A 21702-nucleotide genomic window follows, 5' to 3' on the forward strand; every position below is an offset into this window, starting at 1 on the left:
GATTCATTTTTGCCAGCCAGGTTGTTTAGTCAATCTATAACCGCTCAAGATACTGGCCGCTTGCGAAAAGATGGCGCCGCTTATACGCAGGGAAATTTGTTGGAGCCTGTTGTGCTCGCCGCTGGGGGGGGGCGGCGGCGTTACACCAAATCGGCAGAAAGACAGCGACATCACTCGCATCGGTCGGGTCACGACTTGGATGCATGCGAATTATCAAAAGTCTTTCAAAGTCGGGGAGCTGACCGCTATGCCGAATATAAGCCCCGCGTTTTTCATCGGCATTTCAAGACCATCAGCCAGCTAACCCAGGTGCAGTTCCAGGAGCGGGTGCGTTTGCAGGAAGCCTGGCGGCTGCTATTCAGCGAGCAGGACGTGGCCAGCGTTGATTACCTGGTCGGTTATGAAAGCCCGTCCCAGTTCAGCCGCGACTACCACAAGCTTTTTGGTGCTCCGTCAGATCGAGACAAGGCGATGATGCGGTCTAGTTTGGCGATTGAGAGTGGGGTTTAGGTGCTCGTAGACATGGAGCTGGCCTACCCCCCTTTGGGGTACGAAATAAGAGATCTGGGAAGATATTGCATCATGCAGTAAAGCGCAGTGTCGAAAATGTAGTACTGCCTTAATTCATTGGCTAAGCTAATAACCCCTTCCTTAAATTGCCATCTAATCAGAACAATCCCCGCTTGCTACCGTGAATCCCATAGTCACTGACCAACCTAATGGATTCACAAGAGGGTAAGACCATGAAAGCTGTGAGCTTCAAGAACCGTAATGTCGATGTGGCCGCCAATCTGTACTTCCCGGAAGGCTTTGATGCGTCCCGGCAGTACCCCACGATTATCTGTGCGCACCCGATCAGTAGCTGCAAGGAGCAGACCTCCGGTGCGATCTATGCCGCCCGGCTGGCGAAAATGGGGTATGTGACGCTGGCGTTTGATGCGTCCTTCCAGGGGGAAAGTGGTGGCGAGCCACGTTTTCTGGAAGACCCGGCGACCCGGGTGGAGGACTTCCGCTGTGCGGTGGACTATCTGGTGACCCAGGATTTTGTGGATGAGAGCCGCATCGGGGTGCTGGGTATTTGTGGCGGTGGCGGTTATGCCGTGCATGCGGCCATGACGGAGCGTCGTATCAAGGCGGTGGGCACCGTGGTGGCGGCCAACTATGGGCGGCTGATGCGCGAGGGGGATATGTCCCCGAATGCAGCGATCCAGACCCTGGAGGCCATTGGCCAGCAGCGTACCGCCGAGGCCCGTGGGGCGGAGCCGCTGATCACCGGCTATATTCCCAACTCGAAAGACGAGTGTGAGCAGGCAGGCATTACCGATATTGATGTGGTGGAAGCGGTGGATTACTACACCACGCCGCGCGGGCAGCAGCCGGGTTCCCCCAACAAGCTGCGTTTCTCAGGGCTGGCACCGGCAGTGGCCTTCGATGCGTTCCATCTGGCTGAGCATCTGCTGACCCAGCCGCTGCAAGTCATCATCGGCAGCAAGACCGGGGCCTTCGGTTCTCACCGGGATGGCTACGAGCTGTATGGCCGTGCGGCGTCGAAAAACAAGGATCTGCTGGTGGTCGATGGTGCCAGCCATTATGACCTGTACGATCAGCCGCAAGCGGTGGATCAGGCGTTGGCAAAACTGCAGCAGTTTTATCAGGATCACTTGTAACACATCGCGACAGCATCAAGGGCGGCCAGGTTGGTCGCCCTTTTTTATATTCGGTCGATTGGTTTCGAGAGCTCTCAGGTAAGGCGCAAGGCATCAACCACCATGGCAAAGGCAGTGGAGGCCTTGCGGCGGCTGGTGTAATAGAGGTGATAGCCGGGAAAGGTGTGGCTATAGCGATCCAGCACGGAGATCAGGCTGCCGTCGTCCAGTCCCGGCTGGGCCAGGGCTTCTGGAAGGTAGGCCAGGCCCATGCCGTCTTTGGCCGCTTGCAGCACTTGCAGGATGCTGTTGAATACCAGTTGTCCTTCCGTGTGGGTTTTCACTTCTTTCTTGCGTACCTGAAACAGCCAGGGGAAGACGCCGCCCTGGGTGGGCAGGCGCAGGTTGATGGCGTTGTGTGCCACCAGGTCCTGGGGTTTTTGCGGTGGCGTGTGTCGGTTGAAGTAGTCCGGTGAGCCCACCACGACCATGCGGATCGGCGGGCAGATCGGTACTGCAATCATGTCCTTGGCAATCAGTCCGGCGCGGCGTACCCCGGCATCGAATCGTTCCTTGGCAATATCCACCAGTCCATAGTCCACGCTTAGTTCCACCTTGATATCCGGGTGGTCACGCAGCAGGGGCTGCAGGGCTGGCCACAGCACGGTGGAGACGGCAAATTCATCGGCGGTGATGCGTACGGTGCCGGCGGGTTTGCCCTTGAGCGAGTGCAGCTCCGCCAGCCCGGCGTCGATATCGTCCAGCGCCGGCCCTACCAGTTCCAGCAGCCGGTCGCCGGCTTCCGTGGTGGTGACGCTGCGGGTGGTGCGGTTGAGCAGCTTCAGGTCCAGCCGCTCCTCCAGGTTACGCAGGGTCTGACTGAGGGGACTGGGACACACCCAGCCCGGCGGCGGCGCGGGTAAAGCTCTGTTCCCGAGCCACGGCCATAAAGGCGATCAGATCGTTCAGGTTCTCTTTCATGACTAATTAGCTGCGCTAATGGCTGATTCGGTATTGATCATGAAAGCATGAAGCGCGGAGGGGTGCCAGATTTAGTGATTCATGCGTGTCACCGACGTCTATCACGGAAAGCAGAATCGTTCTACGGGCTCACTGAGGAAGCAATCCATGAAGGTGTAATCCACCCATTTTTCATCGCTCGTTTGAGTATAGAGTCACTGTAGCAATCGGGCCGGAGGCACTCCGCCAATGGCCGAATTGGGCCATCCGTTATTGTATTGCCACCGCCACTGTGTGGTTAATAGCTGGGCATGGGCAACGCAGGTGAACTCGTGGAGATCCAGCCACTCGCGCCATGTCGTTCGATTAAATCGTTGTCCCCGTTTCCACAAAACCTCAGGCCTGCATCTTCTTCAACAGTGCCTCACACACCGTCTGATTCATATAGCGCGGTACCGCATAACTGAAATGCGCTTCCTGCAATGCAGCCCTGGCAATGTCGGGAACATCTTCGCTGCGCAATGCGTCCAGCTTCTCGGGAATGCCAAGCTCCTGTTTCAGTTCGCGGACACGTTTGATGAATTTTCCTGCCAGCGCTTCATCGGTTTCACCGCCCTGCTCCAGGCCGCTGACGCGGGCCAGTTCGGCCAGGCGCTCAATGCAGGCGGGGGCGGAATATTCGAGTACGTGAGGCAGCACAATGGCATTCGCCAGGCCATGGGGCGTGTGATAGTGGGCGCCGAAGTTGTGGGCAATGCCGTGGGCGTAGCCAAGACCGGCGCGGTGAGAAGCTGGCCTTTACTACCTTGCTTTTACTTTTTGTCGTTACCGCATTCATCCCGGACCTCCTTAACAGGGAAGCCGGCCTGCGAACCGGCAGGCCGGCACCCTGTATGTGACAGTTCAGTCTTTACGGTACTCAGTCATTGCGATACATGGTTACCACACAGGCACCACCCAGACCGAGGTTATGCTGCAAGGCCACCCGTGCACCGTCTACCTGACGCTTGTCCGCCTGACCGCGCAACTGCCACACCAGCTCAGTACATTGCGCCAGCCCGGTGGCGCCCAACGGATGGCCCTTGGACAGCAGGCCACCGGATGGATTGGTCACATACTTGCCGCCATAGGTGTTGTCACCATCCCAGATGAATTGCTCCGCACCGCCTTCCGGGCACAGACCCAGGCCTTCATAAGTGAGCAGCTCATTGGCGGTAAAACAGTCATGCAACTCGACCACATTGATGTCTTGCGGACCAATGCCGGCCTGCTCGTACACACTCTCTGCAGCCGCGCGTGTCATGTCGTAGCCGACCATCTTGATCATGGATTTTTCGTCAAAGCTGCTGGCGAAATCCGTGGTCATGGCCTGGGCGGCGATATACACCGGATTCTCAATGCCATGCTTTTTCGCGAACTCGTCCGAGCACAGGATCGCCGCACCGGCACCACAGGTGGGAGGACAGCACTGGAAGCGGGTGAGCGGATCAAACACCTCGTCGGACGCCATGATTTCTTCCAGCGAAAGCACCTGGTTGAACAGCGCGTAGGGGTTGTTGCCGGCATGGCGGCGCGCCTTCTCGGCGATCTTGCCGAAGGTTTCCCGTTTGGTGCCGTGCTGCCACCGGTACTCGCGGCCCGCGCCACCGAACATCTGTGCCGCCGGCGGCGCCTGGTTGAAACCCTGCGCATCCATCATCACCTGCGCATGCTGACTCATGGGGTTTTCGCGATCATTGAACTTGGAGCCCAGCGCCCCGCGTTCCATTTTCTCGAAACCGAGCGCAATCACACATTCGGCCAAGCCGCCCTCGATGGCCTGGCGGGCCAGGAACAGGGCCGACGACCCGGTGGAGCAGTTGTTGTTCACATTGACCACAGGAATACCGGTCAATCCCAGCTCATACACGGCGCGCTGACCACAAGTGGAATCGCCGTAGACATAACCGCAGAACGCCTGCTCCACATCGCTGTACTGGATGCCGGCATCCTTCATGGCGGCGAGGCCTGCAGCCTTTGCCATCACATGGTAATCATCGCTGGCACCGGGCTTGGCAAACTTGGTCATCCCGACACCGATTACATTCACTCTACGTTTCATTGTCGTTTCTCCGAATTCGGGTGTTACAGGATTTGTTCGAGTTTGCGTACCAGCGACAGATCACCGTCCACGCGCATGTCGCCTTGCTGATACAGGGCGCGCAAGGCCACCTTGCCGGTAATCAGATCGGCCAGCTTGCCGTCGTCCAGTGTCATCACCGCCGCAGCGTCTTTTTCGCCGCTGGAGACAGCAGGCGACGAATCGGACAGGTCGATAAACCAGGCACTGTCAGGGCGTTGTACCTTGATCTGCAATACACCACCCTGCCCGCCGATGGCGGACAATTTTTCCGCCAGCTGCGGCAGCACTTTTTCCGCCTGCGGTTCTTTCTGCTTTTTCGGTGGCGCGGCGGCGGTGTCCGGCTGGCCGGAGGCCAGTCGCTTGTCCCGCGCCTGATCCACCAGCTTCGGGTCCATGCCCTGCAACACGGTGAGCTTGTTGGAGGCCATCACATTGCCGTCGATCTTCAGCTCGCCACCGAAGAACAGTTTCTGCACGGCGGCCAGGTCACCGCCAAACAGGGTCGGCGCATGTTTGGTATCCAGTTCCAGCGTCACATCCGCCTTGTCCAGTTGCCCCGGCCCGGCGGTGCCCGGTGCATTCTTCAGATCGATATAGAAATCCTGATCCGGGTTGCTGAACGCAAACTGGAAGCTGGTGCCGGTCTTCTCGATCAGGTCCGGGTTGTCGGCGATGAAGTGGCCGATGGCACTGAACACATCCGCCATGGTCGGCTCCTGCGATTCGACCGGTGCGGCGGCAGCTTGTGAACCACCACCGTCAGCCACACGCTTGTCGCGTTCCTGTTCGGCCAGTTTCGGGTCCATGTCCTGCAACACGGTCAACTTGTTGGAGGCCATCACGTTGCCGGAGATTTTCAGCTCACCACCGAAGAACAGTTTCTGCACGGCAGCGAGATCGCCACCAAACACGGTGGAAAGGTGCTCGCTGTCCAGTGCCAGGGTCACGTCCGGTTTGTCAATCGTGCCCGGCCCTGCCGCGCCCGGTGCATTTTTCAGGTCAATAAAGAACTGCTGATCCGGATTGCTGAACTCGAACAGGAAACTGGTGCCGGTCTGGTCGACCAGTTCCGGCTTCTGCTCGATGTAGGTCGCCACCGCGGCGAACACATCGTCAGGCGTCACCGCCTGCTCCACCTGCGGCGCAGAATCTTCCTCGGCGGAAGCCTGCTCCGGCACCGGCGCCTCTGCCGGAATCTCGGAGAACAGCTCGATGGCGGCATTCTTCAGCACCACCTCGTTACGCTCTTTCACCCAGGTTTCGAAGATGATGCGGTTATCGGATTCCTTCCACATGCGTGTTTCCAGGGTTTCACCCGGGAACACCGTCTTGGCAAAGCGCACCTTGATGCTCTTGAAGTAACGGCCATCGTTATTGCTGAACGCCTTGATCACATGGCGGCCCGCGTAACCAAAGGTACAAAGCCCGTGCAGGATCGGTTTGTCATAGCCAAAGGCCTTGGCAAACGCCGGGTCCGCATGCAGCGGGTTCCAGTCACCGCACAGGCGGTACAGCAATGTCTGGTTGGCGTCGGTTTTTTCCTCGATCACCGCATCCGGTTCGCGGGCGGGCGGCACATTGATCTCGCCGGAATCGCCACGCTCACCGCCCCAGCCACCGGCACCTTTCACGAACGAGGTCATCTCGTTGTAGGCCACCTCGTTACCGTTCTCGTCGGTGGAAGTAATGGCGAAGGTGACGACTGCGTTCGGGTCCTTGTCCAGCGCCTTCTTGAATTTGAAGGTGTGTTTCAGCTTGGCATGCGGCGGCAGTGGCCGCTTGATCTCGGTGTACTGCTCACCATGCAGTAAGCGGTCAAAACCAAAGTTCATCCCCGGCAAGGTCAGCGCACCTTCCTTCGCCGCTTTCAGCATCGCGCCGATCTGCGGCATGACGCCATAGGTGGGCAACGCCTGGAAATTGCCGCCCAGCTCGTAGACGAATTTCAGTTCATCTTTATCGAGCGGGTCACGGGCGGCGCCAACACTCAGCGCGTACAGCGACAAATCATTTTCATCATAGGCCGATTCCAGCTCGACGCTTTCCTTGCTGGCCACATCCAGATCGATGAACTCGTTGCCGCCCAGAGACGGATTATTGATGTTGTCGAGGATCGGCGAGAAGGATTCGTTGACGTTGGACGGATGATCCGCGTCGGTAAAATCGGTGATCTTGTCCCAGCGACGGGCCACATCATCGACGCTGAATGCCTTGCCGAGCGGGAAGTTGTTGCCCTGGGTGCGCTCCCAGCGCAGCTTGCTGATGTAACCGGCGCCCACTTCGAAGATGCCCTTGGTCTCTTCACAGTCTTCATGACACAACCAGGCCACCAGTGGGCTGACCGCTTCCGGCTTCAGGTTTTCCAGCAGATTCGGCGGCATGATGGTTTCCGTCAGCCGCGAGGCGGCAATCGGCGCGATGGTATTCACATGAATGTTCTTGCTGCGCCCTTCCTCGGCCAGACAGTTGGCCAGCCCGGCCAGTCCCAGCTTGGCGGCACAGTAGTTGGCCTGACCGAAGTTGCCATACAGGCCCGCTGCCGAGGTGGTCATGATGATGCGGCCATAGCCCTTCTCGCGCATGATCGGCCAGGCCGCATGGGTCACGCTCATGGAGCCTTCCAGGTGGACTTTTAGCACCAGGTCCCAGTCCTGCTTCGACATCTTGGCGAAGCTCACATCACGCAAGATGCCAGCATTGTTGACCACGATGTCCACGGTGCCGAAGTTATCCAGGGCGGTCTGCACTATCGACTCGCCGTTTTCCACGGAGTCATAGTTGGCAACCGCTTTTCCCCCCATGGCCCGGATCTCTTCCACCACCTTGTCTGCGGCGGACGATGACTTGCCATCACCGTGGGCACTACCACCCAGATCGTTAACCACCACCTTGCAGCCGCGCTCGGCCAGGGTCAGTGCATGCTGGCGGCCCAACCCGCCCCCGGCACCGGTGACGATGGCCACACGATCATCAAAACGACGTTCTGCCATGATGCTTTCCTCTTTTCATTCCCGGGCCCACTTGCCGCGCGAGCCCGGGAAAATCTTTAGATAGAGCGGGAAATGAGTTCTTTCATGATTTCGTTGGTGCCGCCGTAGATGCGGTTGGCACGGGTGTCGATATAGGCGCGGGCGATGGGGTACTCGAGCATGTAGCCGTAGCCACCGTGTAGCTGCACACAGCGATCAACCACATTACTGAGCAAATCGGACACCCAGTACTTGGCCGCACAGGCTGCCTCGGGGGACAAGGCATTGCGCACCACCAACTCCATACAGCGATCCACATAGACCCGCGCAATCTGGATTTCAGAACGCATCTCGGCCAGTTCAAAACGGGTGTTCTGGAACGCCGCCACCGGCTTGCCAAACGCCTGCCTCTGTTTCACATATTCCACGGTGGTTGCCAGCGCATGCTCGGCAGCCGACGCACAGATGATGGCGATCATCATCCGCTCCCAGGCCAACTCCTTCATCAAGGCAATAAAGCCCATACCCTCGGCGCCCAGCAGGTTTTCCTTAGGCACCTTGACGTTGTCGAAGAACAACTCGCAGGTGTCCTGCCCGCGCATGCCCACTTTCTTCAGCGGCTTGCCCTTGGAGAAGCCCTCGCGATCCGCCTCGATAATCATCAGGGATACACTTTGTGCTCCCAGATCCGCCGGCCCGGTTCGCACCGCCACCACCGCCATGTCACAGAGGTAACCGTTGGTGATAAAGATTTTCGAGCCATTCACCACATAGTGATCACCCTCAAGGGTGGCAGTGGTCTTGATGCGCTGCAGATCGGAACCGGTACCCGGCTCGGTCATGGCCACGGCAGTGACCGCTTCACCGGTGGCCATTTTGGGCAACCACTGGCTTTTCTGTTCATGGGAGCCAAAGTTGTTGATGTAGTTGGCAACAATGTCCGAATGCAGCGCAAAGCCGCTGGCCGAATCACCCACCCGGGCCTGCTCTTCCATAAGAATCATCGAGTAGAGGCGGTCAACGCCGCAGCCACCGTATTCCTCGGGCATGGTGGCACACAGCAGCCCAAGCTCACCCGCCTTGTTCCACAGCTCGCGATCGAGATGCTGCTGCTCTTCCCACTTCTCGTGATAAGGGGCAATTTCCGTCTCGAAGAAACGTCGAGCGGTGGCGCGAAACGCTTCATGGTCTTCATTGAACAGGGTACGGGGAATCATTGGCGACACAGCCGCCGGTACATGCACGTCACTCATTACAGGTTTTCCACTGTTGATTCATAAACATGACAAGAACTCTATAACTTACAATACGTACGTTCAACTTGTTTTTAATCGTTCGCGCGCATAAGCTATATATCGTTTAGAATCAGCATCCTACGCCAGAGAAAGCAAACCCGACAACAGGCAGATAACGTCATGAAGGCACAGCGACGAACCCAGGAACAACGTAGCGATGCCATGCGAGAACGCATCATCCAGGCGGTACTCACGTGTCTTGAGAAGGACGGATTTGCAGGCACGACAGTGAGTCGCATCATCGAGGTCGCTGGCGTTTCCCGGGGAGCACCGCTACACCATTTCCACAGCAAAGCCGCCATGATTGCCGCTGCTGCCGAGCAACTGATTCGCCAGCAATATATTCAACTGGGCAAAGCCATTGCCAAGCTGCACGGCTCTGAGGACCGACTGGAAGAGCTGATCTTTGGCGCCTGGAAAAATGTCTTTGATCAACCGGAATACATCCCGTTGATGCAGCTACTGACCGCCAGCCAGCACGATCAGGAACTCGCCGCCATTTTGCAGCGCGTCTGGACATCCAGTTATTTCATCGTGGGTAACGCAGCCGATCACTACCTGGAGGCCACCAAGGAAGATACCGATGTGCGCTCGATGATGATGTTGACGCAATGGCTATTGCGCGGCATGGCACAGGACCTGCACATCGTTGCGGACAAGGCGCTGTTTGACCGTTATCTGAAGCTTTGGTGTGACACGCTTGCCCTTCACTTGCGAGCTAGGGCGGGCGTAACGACACCGCCCCCTTATCCACCCAGGTGGGATCTACCGCTGACTGATGTTTGACGGTAGCTATCTCAGCACGCCATGTTTATGTCAACGTATCGCTTATCCAATACTCGATATGTCACAGCATTTCGCCCCTGGCTAGCAGCGATAATGGCAGACAGGGGTATCCTCAGTTGAGCATACGCCAATAATACAAAGGTACCCGAGTATCGCTACGACTGATGCACAGGTGTTTATGGGCAAAGTCAGTGGAATTTCCAAGACAGGGAAGAGGCTGGCTACACCAATTACTACACTTTCAGTACGGTTACAGAAGCCGGACTGAAATACAGCCTAACCAGCTGATTTAAATAAAAGTACAAAGTCGAAAAAGGTGTTGCCCAACACGGTTAGCCCATCAAAAATAACCTGAAGATGGGGCCCGAACCCCTAGCGAGTAGCAGTGTATCGCAGCCCTCACGACAAGTCATCGAACGATGGAAAATCGCCAGCACAGCCAGGATCGTCCCACTGAAGAGACTCCAACACTCTATAATATTTTCCTTTCCACACAGGCATCCACCTTAGGCCCCAATGAGTGATCGTACATTCAGATGTAGTGTCAAATTAACTATCTCACTACAATTTACCCAGCCGATGCTCTCAAGGAGGCCATGCCAGTGGATCCCTCCTTTAAACCGGAATCTCTATTGGGATACCACGAAAGGATGACCGGTTACTGATCGCACTTCGCATGCTTCAGATTAAAGACTTCAGCTCGATATCCGTATTACTCAATGCGTCAGCGCTAACGCTCTTGCGTTGCTGGACCAACTGCTTGCCCACCATGAAAGCAATGGGCAGATTGACCGCGTCAACAGCAATGACAGAGCCCTCGAGCAGATAGAACACCGCAAATCCCTTATCATTGGTGGTGCCGCGCAGCACCCGCTGATCATGATTTTGCGACAGCCCAACCATCTGTAAGCGGACGTCATATTGGTTCGACCAGAACCATGGTGCGCTATCGTAGGGCATCTCCTCGCCCATCAAGGTCGCCGCCGCCGTACGCGCTTGATCAACCGCGTTGGCAACAGACTCAAGCCGTTGCATCTTTTCGAAAAAAAGATTCCGGTGGCGGGTACAGTCGCCGATTGCCAAGATGTCGCGATCATCAGTGCGGGTAAATTCATCCACGACAATACCGTCATCGCAGAGTAGGCCAGCGTTCTCGGCCAATGTAGTTTCCGGTATGACACCTATTGATACGAGCACGATATCAGCCGGAACATTGCCACCATCGGCCAAGGTCACGCCTGCCACACGCCCCTTATCACCCGCTTCGAAGCCAGTTACCGCCGTGCCAAGACGCACATCAACGCCAGCAGCAGTGTGCTTGGCGTAGAAAAACGTGGACATTTCTGGCCCCGTAACACGCTGCATCAAGCGTTCGGCGGCTTCCAGGACCGTGACATTAACACCTTTCTTGATAGCGCTGGCAGCCACTTCAAGGCCAATATAACCGCCGCCCACGATGACCAGGCGTTTACCCGGCACTAATTGATTGCGCAGAGCATCGGTGTCAGCGATATCATGCAGATAGTGTATTCCTTTCAAATCTGATCCGGGCGCTTTAAGGCGACGAACATGTGACCCCGTCGCCAGAACCAATCGATCGTATTTCAATGTGCTTTGATCCGACAACTTGATGCTTTTCGCGTATCGGTCGATCCCTTCGACGCGCACACCGAGCCGCAACTGCTGCCCCGCATTCTCATACACCGAACGCGGTTTCAGGTACAGAGACGACTGATCAACCTCTCCTGCAAGATAACTTTTGGACAAAGGTGGACGCTGGTAGGGAGGATGAGGCTCATCGCTCACCAGTACTACCTCATGCTGATATTTCTTTTGCAGCAAGGCTGTCAAGAGCGTACCGGCTGCATGTCCACCACCAACGATGACTGTCGTATCTTTCTTTTTGTTAACCATAGGTTGTCTCTTTTGTGCGCCTTGGAAGCGTATTTTCATATCCCAACACCGCAGGTGAGCAAGAGGCCGCGATATCGATCGCGCACGCACAGGATGCCTAACTGCTGAGCATCTCAGCATCCTCAAGTATCATCGCGGCTCCCTTCTCGCCGATCATGGTTGCCGGCTGGTTGGTGTTACCGCCGACCAGTGTCGGCATGATAGAGGCATCAACTACCCTCAAGGATCGCAGGCCGTGCACTCGCAGACGCGAATCGACCACCGCCATCGGATCCACACCCATCTTACAGGTTCCGACTGGATGGTAGGCGGACTCGCCGCTACGCCGCACCCATGCGGCCAGATCCTCATCATTCTGCAGCTCCGACCCTGGCGACATCTCGACTTCGTGGTGCAAGCAGAATGCAGGCTGCGCCAAGATCTTACGCACCAGACGTACCCCGCGAACGAGCTGCTCGACGTCGGCGGATTCGGCCATGTAGTTGGGATCTATCAACGGGGCAGTGAACGGATCAGCACTGTGCAAACCAATCCGCCCACGCGACAATGGCCTAAGTCCGTAGATCATCACTATGTAGCCATAACCACTCATTGCGACCTTCATGTCCCTCCCGTGATCGGCGTACAGCATAGGGCCAAAGTGTAGTTGCAGGTCGGGTATCGCCTCCTCCGGCCGGGAGCGGATGAACCCGCCTGCCTCGGCGCCGTTGCTGGACAGCACACCGCGCCGACCGATCAGGTATTGCAGCAGTGCCCCCAGGCCCTTTAGCCAGTAGCTAGGATGCATCGAGATACTCTGGCGGCTGCGCGTTCTGGCGCGCACGAACACGTCGATATGGTCCTGTAGATTCTGTCCAACGCCCTCCAGGACATGACGCAATTCAATGCCATGCCGGTACAGCTCCTCACGCGGACCGATGCCGGATAACATTAGCAATTGCGGCGAGTTGAACGTTCCGCCGCAGAGCACAACTTCGCGCCCGGCACTGACCTGCACCAGCCCCTTAGCGCTTCGGTACTCGACACCGGTGGCACGGGTGCCATCAAGCAGCACACGGGTAACATGCGCGCCGCTGCGAACCGTCAGGTTGGAACGCTCCTCGGCGGGTTCGAGATAGGCGCGCGCATTACTGCACCGCATGCCGTCTTTCTGATAAGCGTAGTAGAACCCCACTCCCTCCTGCTCACTACCGTTGAAGTCCCTATTGAGCCGGTACCCTGCCTGCCTCGCTGCCTCAACGAAGGTCGCACTTAACGGGTTGGTGTAACGGCGCTCGGCAACATTGAGCGGACCTCCGAGGCCATGAAATTCAACCTCGGCCGGGTTCAGCTTCGGCTCGAAATGTTCGGATCTACGAAAGTAAGGTAGAACATCAGTGTATGACCACCCATCACAGCCCTGCCGCGCCCACTCGTCGTAATCCCTGGCGTGACCACGGATATAGACCTGGGCGTTAATCCCGCTCGAACCGCCAAGCATCTTGCCCCGCGGCTGGAACAACGAACGACCGTACATGTGACGCTGTGGCTCGGTATAGAACTGCCAGTTGAAACGGCGACTGAACATCAACTGCAAAAATCCCAGCGGCGTGTTGACGAAAGGGTTGCGGCGACTCTCCGGCCCGGCTTCGAGTAGCAACACCGAATAGAGGCCACTCTCGGACAAACGATTGGCTACCGCGCACCCTGCCGAGCCAGCGCCCACAACGATATAGTCGAATTCTTCAGTCGCCAGCCCGGTCAAACTTTTCATTAATTTTTTGCCGTCAGTTTGACCATCAACTTCGAATAACCGCGCACGAAGTTAGACTGCACACGCTCCGGCTCGCCAACCACTTCGATATTTTCGAAGCGCTTGAGCAGTTCTTCCCACAAAATGCGCAATTGCAGTTCGGCCAGGCGGTTACCCATACAACGATGAATACCGTAGCCAAAAGAAATATGGTTCCGTGCGTCCTTGCGATCAATAATGAGTTGATCGGGGTTGTCAAACTTGCGTTCGTCTCGATTACCTGAGGCATACCACATTAACACCCGGTCCCCTTTCTTGATGGTCTGGCCACGAAGTTCTACGTCCTGTGTCGCGACCCTGCGCATGTTGGCCAGTGGAGTTTGCCAACGAATGATTTCCGAAACCATGTTCGGAATCAGGTCCGGATTAGCCTTCAGCTTGGTGAACTCCTCGGGGAATTGATTCAAGGCCAAGACACCACCGCTCATGGAATTCCTTGTGGTGTCATTGCCGCCAACGATGAGCAGAGCCAGATTCCCGATAAACTCCATCGGCCGATTGATCAGGTCTTTTGTGTCGTCGTTGCTCTGCAACATATTGATCAAGTCAAAACCGGGTTCTTCGCCGGCTGCACGACGTGCCTCCTTGTCTCGCCACAGCCTTGAGAACGCCCTCGCCATGTCTGCCGCATCGTCAAACATGACATCTGGGTCGGTAAATTCGCCACCCGTGGCAGATGCCGCACCGGACAAGCGATCAGACCATTCAACGAGTTTATGGCGGTCTTCATAAGGGAAATCCAGCAGTGTAGCCAGCATGCGGCCAGTCAGCTCTTTGGATACTGCAGGCACCCAGTTGAAGGGTTTATCCAGCGGCAGGCTGTCTAGCACTTCGGCTGCTCGGGACCGGATTAAACCTTCCATTTCCTTAAGGTTTTTTGGCGCTACCACACCCTGCACCGCCCGACGTTGCACATCATGCTTGGGCGGATCCATGGCGATAAACATTTCCACCGATAGTCCGTCCGGTGGATCACCCAGAATAATTTGCGGCTCAGAGGAAAACAGTTCATGGCTCTTGTCGACGAACAAAATATCTTCATAGCGCGTTATTGACCAGAAAGGCCCGAATGGACTGTTCTTCTGGTAATGTACCGGAGCTTCATCTCGTAACCGCTTAAAATAGGCGCGCCACTGATCTTGTCGATACAGAAAAGGGTTGCTGGTGTCGATATCTTCCAGTGCCAAGGTGCTAACATCAGGCAGGGGAGTTTCGACAAACTCCATTTGTGTGGAGCGAGAACCCACGGCCTTTCTCTTTGCCTTCATCAACATTTTCATGGTTTTAATCTGAAAATGCATTGGCACCACTTTCGACGAAACGTTGAAAACCTTGGTATGCAAACTATTGCTTGAGCTTGTTTTTGTTGACATAGCTTTCTCCCTGCTTACATCTGGAATTCAGGCAAATGCACGGTCATACCGTCCATCGCCTCAGTAATTTCTACCTGGCAGCCCAGACGCGAGGTTCTCGCCCGCTCCGGGGTCATGGACAGCATCTGTTCTTCCGCGTCACCAACCGTTCCGGTATTGCCGAACCACTCATCGGCAACAATCATGTGGCAGGTACCACAGGCGCACTCGCCGCCACAATCACCATCGATACCTGGAACGGCGTTATCAACGGCGATTTGCATTAGCGTAGAACCCACCCCGAACTCCGTAACATGCTCGGTGTCGTCATGTTCAATAAAGATAATTTTTCCCACAGCGTGTCTCCTAGCATTTATATCTACCTTGAAGATTGGCTATGTGTCGGAACACCGACGAGGACATTTCTTGACAGACCGGGGACATTTAAAGACAGTTACCGCATTCCGAGGAATCGCTGATGGCAATAACGACGCTCAAACAGGGTTTGAAAAACGTGGATGCGGATATCCCGTCGAACTACTCACGCCTTATCGCCCGAGAACTTGGCTTGAGTGTACGAGAACTCCCTAGCCTCTTGCGCAACACGGGTGTAGATGTCGAACAATTACTCAAAGATGAAAGCTTGCTCACTGCAACCCAGCAGATTCAGATCTTGCGTAATGCTTTAGATTTATCCGGCAAACCAGAGTTCGGGTTACGGCTGGGCAGGCGTCTCACCCCCGCAACCCATGGGGTGATGGGATTTGTTGCTAACAGCAGCCCCGACCTTTATACCGCGCTGCAAGCCGTTCACACTTTCCTGCCTACCCGGGCGAGCTTTATTCAAGTGGACTTGCAGCGGGCTGAGGACTACCTGGAATGCGTTGTAAACTTCCAAGTACCGATGGAAAATGATGTGGAGCGCTGCCTGGAAGATACTGTGATCAAGGCTTTTTTCGAAATCGGCGAGTTCATCGTAGGCCGCCCTCTATATGAATCTGAAGTCCACTTCCCTCATCCAGCTCCCGTCTACCAGGGCATGTACCGTGAGTATTTACCAGGCAAGGTTTACTTTAACTCCGATCACTTCAAGCTAAAATTGGCAATGGGGTTGTGTCGAAAACCGAACGCATCGGCCAATCATGAAAGCTATCATCTAGCCTTTCAGCAGTGCGAATCCATGCTTGCGCGTCTTCAGAGTCCTGAACCGGACTATCGGACTCGGTTACAGAAAATGATGCTGTCCCGGCCACCCGGAACACTTAGTGAAGAAGAGGCGGCTGCCTCTCTCTTTATAAGCAAGCGCACCCTGGCACGGAAACTCAAAAATGAGAACAGCAGTTTCAGGAAGATTCGCGATGAAGTGCTATCCAGGCAAGCAGCAAGCTATTTGTGCAATAGCCAGCTGTCCGTCGAAGCCACCGCCACACTGTTGAATTATCACGACACGGCGAGCTTCAGACGGGCATTTAAACGCTGGTTTGGTCAGACACCCGATCAATACAGGCAGCATGCAGGTTAGTGTTTATAAACAGACTGCACTCACAATCAGCAGCGAGTACGGCCATCAGTTCTCACTGAATAGCAACGTCTACCGCTTGAGCACACCATCCTTAATTACCGTCCACACAAAATCTCCGACATCCTTCACCGTATATCGCCCCCCCTCATTGAACCACGTTGCTACCCAGTTCAACGCGCCCAGCCCGATAAGACGCAAAAGATCACGATCCACATCAGCACGAATCAGGCCCTGAGAGGACAAAGATTGCAACATGGCAGACCAAAGAAGCTCGTATTTGTCTCGTAGATCAATCATTTCCTGGCGGGACTCACCATGCAAGGAGCGCCATTCAAAAAGGAGGACATAGACCATATCCGACCCACCAACCAGCAACTCAAGGTGAGCATTGATCCCCTGACGCAACTGCTCAAGCGGCTCACTTTCCCCCCGAATGGCCTCAGACAAGGCCGTAGACGCTTGCTCAAGCGCAAGGCGCATCAAGTCGACCAGAATGCTTTCCTTGGAGGGGTAACGGTAATGCAAGCTGCCAGGCAGCATGCCACAAGCCTCGGCGATTTCTTTAACGGTGGTTTTATCGAACCCCTTTTGACGAAATAGACGAGCTGCAGCACCGAGCACAAACACTCGATCCGCCTCCGCCACCGGCGTTACCTGATTTTTCTTTCTTCCCACAAGGCACTCCCATGCTGTAAGCCTTTGATTCTAGCATTCCTTTTAAAGTCGGCCCAGCCTTCCTGGCCGATGGCACTATTCGATCTATACAGATAAAAACACGCTGTCTACCTTATAATCTTGAATTTGGTTGGTCATACAAATAAAGTCCAATGAATGCACTTTACTTGGGAGCGATCCAATGGCTCTGGCAAACCGCAAGATTGGTTACGACGAGGTTGTAACCCGTGACATTCACTTTCCCATGAACATCGAAAACGTGGCTCGCCACTGGTTTCGCAACGACCCGTGGTCCACTCACTGGATGAATGCCATTCTCGCCGCCGTCCCCGACGGTGAACGCTGGGTGATGAATTCTGCAAGACGGCAGCTTGGCAAGCTTGACGATCCAGAAGTGCTGAACGCAGCTAAAGAATTCATTCGCCAGGAGCGCATTCATGCTCGTGAGCACGATGAAATGAACGCCATCGGCGTGCAACACGGGGTTCCCATCGACAAGGTTGAAGGCGTGTTCAAGCTGATCCGTAAGCAACTCCAACACCGCCTCAGTGACGATATGCAGAGCTCCATCGCAGCGGCGTTTGAACATTTCACGGCCATTATTTCCTCGGTACTGCTTGAGCACCCGGAGCTGTTTGACGAAACCCACCCGGATTTGCGTGCCATGCTCTACTGGCACTTTGTCGAAGAAACCGAGCACAAGAGCGTCAGTTATGACGTCTTCGTCGATGCCAGTGGTGGTGGCTACCGCAGTTACCGACTGCGTATCAGTGGCATGCTACTGGCCATTGCCCTGGGCTTCCCCATTATGATCGGCAACCAGACCTATCTGCTCTACAAGGATCGTCAAATTCTGAATTTGTGGTCCGCCGCCAAAATGACCAAAGTCCTGTTCTGGCGTCCCGGCATTCTTTCCAAGGTACTCGCTGGCGTGCCCCCCTATTTCTCCCCCACTTTCCACCCGTGGGATGACGATAACCGTGATGTAATCCGGATCTGGAAACGCGCCTACGAAAGAACTGGCGACCCTCATAAGGCCTATCAAGCGCTCAGAGACCATCGCGCCAACAATGTACACGGTACATCCGAAACGCCACAACCTGAACCCGCATGGGGGCAGGCATGAAAAAGAAACCCTTGCACCCGTCAACTCAGGCGGCAGCTGTCATCACCGGGGCGGGTAGCGGCATCGGTCGTAGCTTTGCTTACGAAGTTGCCCGTCGAGGCGGTTCGGTACTGTGTGTCGATATCAATGAAGAGCGCGCCGAACAGGTGGCGATCAGCCTGCGAGCACTCGGTACTCACGCGGTAGCCCTGGGGTGTGATGTCGGCGATGAAAAACAGATGGCATACCTGGCGGAAAATGCCGAGCCTTTGCTCGGCAGGCCGGTAACCCTGGTAATCAACAACGCCGGCGTCGGCCTCGGTGGCCCAATCGGCGAGGTGTCACTTGAAGATTGGCACTGGTGCATGAACGTCAATCTATGGGGGGTTATTCACGGCTGCCATTATTTTGCCCCTCAGCTTCGCGATCTGGGCTATGGAGGCATCATCAATGTGGCCTCTGCTGCCGCATTCGGGTCCGCCCCGGAAATGGCCGCCTACAACGTCACCAAGGCGGGGGTGCTGGCCCTGTCCGAAACGCTGTCTTCTGAACTGACCGGTACCGGCGTAAAAATCACGGCCCTGTGCCCAACCGTGGTCCCGACCAATATCGTCGAGAATGGGCGCCTGCCTGAACGTCGCCGTGACTTTGCCCGTTCAGCGATGACCCGCTATGCCCTCACCAACGCCGACCAGGTTGCTCGCCAGGCCCTCAATGCCCTCGACCGTGGCGACATGTACATGCTGCCACAGATTGACGGTCGCATTGCCTGGCGATTGAAACGCTTGACGCCAAGACTATACGCCCGCGCCATTGGCGGAGTTTACAGAATTCTGGCTGATTAAACCGCATTCATGGAATAAGGAACATTCAAGGAACCAGATATGGCCTCCATTCCCGCAAACATCATGAAGTTTCTTCTTCGCGCTGGGGTCAAGCGCGACATACACGACCCGGACAAACTGGTAAGACACCTGCGCAGAGTAATGAACGCGCCTTTGGCACCCTCACTACTGCCACGTGGAATACGGTTGCAGCGAAGCAAAGTTGCTGGAATATCAGGCCACTGGCTTAGTACCGCCGACCCCAAAACAACAATTCTCTACCTGCATGGTGGCGCGTTTATAGGCGGCCGACTTGATACCTATCATCACTTTTGTGGGCGCCTGGCTCACTCAATGAATGCGCGGGTCTTTCTTCCGGATTACCGACTAGCCCCTGAGCACCCCTTCCCGGCAGCAACGGATGACGCCTTTAATGTGTATCGTGAACTGATCGCAGACCCTCGCCCTGTGGTCATTGCGGGAGACTCTGCGGGAGGCAACCTGACGTTAGTCACATTGCTGCGTGCCCGTGATCAGCTGCTGAAAATGCCGGCTTGCGCCCTCGCCATTTCGCCGGCATCGGATGCGCGAGGCACCCTGATGTCCAGACAGGCGAATAGCGACAGCGATACCATGCTTTCCCATGGCATGATTGAGGTGGCAACGGATATCTATCTGGCCGGCGCGGACCCCGCTCACCCGTATGCCTCACCAATCACCGCGGATTTCACCGGCTTGCCCCCTCTACTTTTCACTGTCAGTAGCGAAGAGTGTCTGCGCGACGATACCCATGCAGCAGCACAATGCGCGCGAGATGCGGGGGTGCCCGTGCAGGTTCTGGAGCGCGATGATATGCCGCACGTGTGGCCCGTATTCACCTTTTTGCTACCAGAGGCAAAGCAGGACTTCCCTACCATCGTCCGAATTCTGGGAAAGTATCTGACCAGCAATAACGTCGGCAAAGCCCCATCCCAAACGGTCAATGCTAGCGATAGCGCCATAGTTGAGGTTGCATCATGAATATGGCTGCTGTTGCAATCCATAACCCTCGCCCCAGCGTTACTCCTGATCATGAAGTCATTATCATCGGCGCGGGAATTTCTGGAATTGGTGCGGCAATCCAGCTGCGTGCCGATGGCATCAAAGATATCTTGATCCTTGAGCGAAGCAAGGATGTGGGAGGAACCTGGCGCGACAACCGTTATCCGGGAATCGCTGTCGACATTACCTCGTTTACCTATTCATTTTCCTTCGAACAAAACGCAAATTGGTCTCGCGTTTTTGCGCCGGGAAACGAGCTTTACCAGTATACAAGACAGGTAACAAGCAAGTATGGCATCTACCCACTGATTCGCTTTGGTGTCGAAGTCGCTAGCGCCCGTTTTGATCTCGACAGCCATGTCTGGTTGATCGATCTTACGGATGGCAGGCGACTTAGTGCACGCCATATTGTCTCGGCCTGTGGCGGTTTGATATCACCCAAGATGCCAGATATTGAAGGGCTTGATACGTTCCAGGGCAATGTCATTCACACTGCACGCTGGCCAGATGACCTTGATCTTAGTGACAAGCGAGTAGCGGTAATAGGCACTGGCGCCACTGCAGTGCAACTGATTCCGAAAATTGCCCGCCAGGCTCGTCAACTTGACGTCTACCAGCGCACCCCCATCTGGGTGCTGAAGAAGCCGGATCAGACTCTGCCTGGCTGGCTCAAGGTATTGTTCCGAACCGTACCGGGCTTGCAACGCAGCCTTCGCGGCGCTACCGACACCGTCAGCGAAACCCTGATGGTGCTTTCCGCAATATATTACCGGCAGGCCCCCTGGCTGGTTCGCATGTGTGAAAAGGCGGGCATAAACAACCTGCGCGAACAGCTGCCCAACCGCCAGGACCTGTGGCAAGCACTGACACCGAAATACGGCTTCGGGTGCAAAAGGCCAACGTTTTCCAACGACTATTTCCGAACCTTTGCCCGAAACAACGTTGAGCTTGTCACGACCCCGATCAAGCGTATTACGTCCCGCGGCATCACCACCCAGGACGGCCGCTCACGGCGTATCGATACCTTGATCCTCGCCACCGGTTACAAAACCTTCGAGAAAGGAAATATTCCCTCGTTCGACGTCATCGGCAGCAACAACATCAATTTGGGCGATTTCTGGCATGACTACCGTTACCAGGCCTATGAAGGGTTGACCATTCCGGGCTACCCGAACTTTTACATCATGCTCGGTCCCTATGCCCTTATCGGCACCTCTTACTTCAAGATGGTCGAAGGGAATGCCATCCACCTCTCTCGCTGTATTCGCGAAGCCAACCGACGTGGAGCCAGCCAAGTGGAAATACGTCAGTCCGTCCATGACGCGTATTTCCGCAATATCCAGAAACGCCAGCAAAACACCGTGTTCCTTAACCACAACTGCGCGCTGTCGAACAGTTATTACTTCGACCATCATGGTGATGCGCCAATGCTGCGGCCCTCTACCTCTCTGGAAATGCTGTGGCGAGCCAAGCATTTACCGATGGATCACTACCGATTCAGTGTACTGGCCGGGCACACTCCCAGCAGACACGACGGCGGGAGACAAGCCTGTGAGCCACATCCCCAGCTGCCAGGGAAGGGCATTCCGGCAAAACAAACAGATAACAATTCTCAGTGACTGTGCCAGAGAAAGTGTGGAGCCTGCTTGTACATGTCACGCCAGCAGAGCTCTCCAGATCCAGTTGACCGTGCGCTTTA

At 55.7% G+C, this 21702-nt stretch carries 18 protein-coding genes and 2 pseudogenes; 8 read left to right on the forward strand and 12 right to left on the reverse strand.

The window, feature by feature from the left end; genetic code table 11:
• Positions 1-195: 195 nt before the first annotated feature.
• Together B3Q33_RS16120 and B3Q33_RS16125 are read left to right on the forward strand one after the other, a co-directional pair.
• Complete coding sequence (locus B3Q33_RS16120; RefSeq protein WP_052042919.1) at positions 196-510, forward strand: helix-turn-helix domain-containing protein; 315 nt, start codon at positions 196-198, stop codon at positions 508-510.
• 233 nt (positions 511-743) lie between these two features.
• On the forward strand, positions 744-1667 hold the full coding sequence (locus B3Q33_RS16125) for an alpha/beta hydrolase (RefSeq protein WP_035248713.1): 924 nt from the start codon (positions 744-746) through the stop codon (positions 1665-1667).
• 74 nt (positions 1668-1741) lie between these two features.
• Here the strand turns inward: B3Q33_RS16125 and B3Q33_RS16130 are convergent, their stop codons facing one another.
• The 7 genes and pseudogenes from B3Q33_RS16130 to B3Q33_RS16160 all read right to left on the reverse strand — a co-directional run bounded on the left by B3Q33_RS16130 (position 1742) and on the right by B3Q33_RS16160 (position 8950).
• Positions 1742-2311 (reverse strand): LysR substrate-binding domain-containing protein, encoded by a 570-nt coding sequence (locus B3Q33_RS16130; RefSeq protein WP_231866110.1) that lies wholly within the window; start codon positions 2309-2311, stop codon positions 1742-1744.
• Positions 2312-2500: 189 nt separating this feature from the next.
• Positions 2501-2627, reverse strand: a pseudogene (locus tag B3Q33_RS16135) (LysR family transcriptional regulator); the annotation flags it as partial.
• A 194-nt stretch (positions 2628-2821) separates the two neighbouring features.
• Positions 2822-2983: pseudogene (locus B3Q33_RS16140) on the reverse strand (integrase core domain-containing protein); the annotation flags it as partial.
• Positions 2984-3002: 19 nt separating this feature from the next.
• The gene (locus tag B3Q33_RS16145) at positions 3003-3305 is read right to left on the reverse strand and encodes an iron-containing alcohol dehydrogenase (RefSeq protein WP_063508270.1); all 303 of its coding nucleotides are present in this window, start codon (positions 3303-3305) and stop codon (positions 3003-3005) included.
• A 220-nt stretch (positions 3306-3525) separates the two neighbouring features.
• Positions 3526-4707 (reverse strand): lipid-transfer protein, encoded by a 1182-nt coding sequence (locus tag B3Q33_RS16150; protein ID WP_063508269.1) that lies wholly within the window; start codon positions 4705-4707, stop codon positions 3526-3528.
• A 23-nt stretch (positions 4708-4730) separates the two neighbouring features.
• Entirely contained in the window at positions 4731-7718 is a 2988-nt protein-coding gene (locus B3Q33_RS16155; protein WP_200819534.1) for a peroxisomal multifunctional enzyme type 2, read from the reverse strand.
• Positions 7719-7774: 56 nt separating this feature from the next.
• Complete coding sequence (locus tag B3Q33_RS16160; RefSeq protein WP_063508267.1) at positions 7775-8950, reverse strand: acyl-CoA dehydrogenase family protein; 1176 nt, start codon at positions 8948-8950, stop codon at positions 7775-7777.
• Between the two features lie 162 nt (positions 8951-9112).
• Here B3Q33_RS16160 and B3Q33_RS16165 point away from each other — a divergent pair, with 162 nt between their 5' ends.
• A complete protein-coding gene (locus B3Q33_RS16165) occupies positions 9113-9778 on the forward strand; it encodes a TetR/AcrR family transcriptional regulator (protein ID WP_035248720.1) in 666 nt (221 codons plus the stop codon).
• Positions 9779-10459: 681 nt separating this feature from the next.
• Here the strand turns inward: B3Q33_RS16165 and B3Q33_RS16170 are convergent.
• The 4 genes from B3Q33_RS16170 to B3Q33_RS16185 all read right to left on the reverse strand — a co-directional run bounded on the left by B3Q33_RS16170 (position 10460) and on the right by B3Q33_RS16185 (position 15192).
• Positions 10460-11692, reverse strand: coding sequence for an NAD(P)/FAD-dependent oxidoreductase (locus tag B3Q33_RS16170; protein ID WP_035248721.1), 1233 nt, complete (start codon positions 11690-11692; stop codon positions 10460-10462).
• Positions 11693-11789: 97 nt separating this feature from the next.
• Entirely contained in the window at positions 11790-13445 is a 1656-nt protein-coding gene (locus B3Q33_RS16175; RefSeq protein ID WP_273009714.1) for a GMC family oxidoreductase, read from the reverse strand.
• Positions 13445-14785 (reverse strand): cytochrome P450, encoded by a 1341-nt coding sequence (locus B3Q33_RS16180; RefSeq protein ID WP_414631554.1) that lies wholly within the window; start codon positions 14783-14785, stop codon positions 13445-13447. The genes B3Q33_RS16175 and B3Q33_RS16180 overlap by 1 nt, the downstream gene beginning before the upstream one ends.
• 86 nt (positions 14786-14871) lie before the next feature.
• Positions 14872-15192: a 2Fe-2S iron-sulfur cluster-binding protein gene (locus B3Q33_RS16185; protein WP_273009710.1), complete on the reverse strand. Its 321-nt coding sequence runs from the start codon at positions 15190-15192 to the stop codon at positions 14872-14874.
• Between the two features lie 122 nt (positions 15193-15314).
• Here B3Q33_RS16185 and B3Q33_RS16190 point away from each other — a divergent pair, with 122 nt between their 5' ends.
• Positions 15315-16358, forward strand: coding sequence for an AraC family transcriptional regulator (locus B3Q33_RS16190; protein ID WP_273009708.1), 1044 nt, complete (start codon positions 15315-15317; stop codon positions 16356-16358).
• A gap of 69 nt (positions 16359-16427) precedes the next feature.
• Here B3Q33_RS16190 and B3Q33_RS16195 read toward each other — a convergent pair whose 3' ends face one another.
• Entirely contained in the window at positions 16428-17033 is a 606-nt protein-coding gene (locus B3Q33_RS16195) for a TetR/AcrR family transcriptional regulator (protein WP_007151233.1), read from the reverse strand.
• Positions 17034-17214: 181 nt separating this feature from the next.
• Between B3Q33_RS16195 and B3Q33_RS16200 the strand changes: the two genes are divergently transcribed.
• The 4 genes from B3Q33_RS16200 to B3Q33_RS16215 are packed head-to-tail and all read left to right on the forward strand — an operon-like array spanning position 17215 to position 21622.
• A complete protein-coding gene (locus B3Q33_RS16200; RefSeq protein WP_007150490.1) occupies positions 17215-18159 on the forward strand; it encodes a metal-dependent hydrolase in 945 nt (314 codons plus the stop codon).
• On the forward strand, positions 18156-18983 hold the full coding sequence (locus B3Q33_RS16205) for an SDR family NAD(P)-dependent oxidoreductase (RefSeq protein WP_273009705.1): 828 nt from the start codon (positions 18156-18158) through the stop codon (positions 18981-18983). The genes B3Q33_RS16200 and B3Q33_RS16205 overlap by 4 nt, the downstream gene beginning before the upstream one ends.
• A gap of 39 nt (positions 18984-19022) precedes the next feature.
• Positions 19023-19982, forward strand: coding sequence for an alpha/beta hydrolase (locus tag B3Q33_RS16210; protein WP_273009704.1), 960 nt, complete (start codon positions 19023-19025; stop codon positions 19980-19982).
• Entirely contained in the window at positions 19979-21622 is a 1644-nt protein-coding gene (locus B3Q33_RS16215) for a flavin-containing monooxygenase (RefSeq protein ID WP_273009702.1), read from the forward strand. Before B3Q33_RS16210 ends, B3Q33_RS16215 begins: the two co-directional genes overlap by 4 nt.
• Positions 21623-21702: the final 80 nt, after the last annotated feature.

It is taken from the genome of Alcanivorax sp. UBA3183, assembly GCF_002364155.1.
GTDB lineage: Bacteria > Pseudomonadota > Gammaproteobacteria > Pseudomonadales > Alcanivoracaceae > Alcanivorax > Alcanivorax jadensis.

Coding starts and splice junctions, on each gene's coding strand:
- B3Q33_RS16125 (WP_035248713.1), top strand. CDS start 744: ATGAAAGCTGTGAGCTTCAAGAACCGTAATGTCGATGTGGCCGCCAAT.
- B3Q33_RS16150 (WP_063508269.1), bottom strand. CDS start 4,707: ATGAAACGTAGAGTGAATGTAATCGGTGTCGGGATGACCAAGTTTGCC.
- B3Q33_RS16155 (WP_200819534.1), bottom strand. CDS start 7,718: ATGGCAGAACGTCGTTTTGATGATCGTGTGGCCATCGTCACCGGTGCC.
- B3Q33_RS16160 (WP_063508267.1), bottom strand. CDS start 8,950: ATGAGTGACGTGCATGTACCGGCGGCTGTGTCGCCAATGATTCCCCGT.
- B3Q33_RS16165 (WP_035248720.1), top strand. CDS start 9,113: ATGAAGGCACAGCGACGAACCCAGGAACAACGTAGCGATGCCATGCGA.
- B3Q33_RS16170 (WP_035248721.1), bottom strand. CDS start 11,692: ATGGTTAACAAAAAGAAAGATACGACAGTCATCGTTGGTGGTGGACAT.
- B3Q33_RS16175 (WP_273009714.1), bottom strand. CDS start 13,445: ATGAAAAGTTTGACCGGGCTGGCGACTGAAGAATTCGACTATATCGTT.
- B3Q33_RS16180 (WP_414631554.1), bottom strand. CDS start 14,785: ATGCATTTTCAGATTAAAACCATGAAAATGTTGATGAAGGCAAAGAGA.
- B3Q33_RS16190 (WP_273009708.1), top strand. CDS start 15,315: ATGGCAATAACGACGCTCAAACAGGGTTTGAAAAACGTGGATGCGGAT.
- B3Q33_RS16200 (WP_007150490.1), top strand. CDS start 17,215: ATGGCTCTGGCAAACCGCAAGATTGGTTACGACGAGGTTGTAACCCGT.
- B3Q33_RS16205 (WP_273009705.1), top strand. CDS start 18,156: ATGAAAAAGAAACCCTTGCACCCGTCAACTCAGGCGGCAGCTGTCATC.
- B3Q33_RS16210 (WP_273009704.1), top strand. CDS start 19,023: ATGGCCTCCATTCCCGCAAACATCATGAAGTTTCTTCTTCGCGCTGGG.
- B3Q33_RS16215 (WP_273009702.1), top strand. CDS start 19,979: ATGAATATGGCTGCTGTTGCAATCCATAACCCTCGCCCCAGCGTTACT.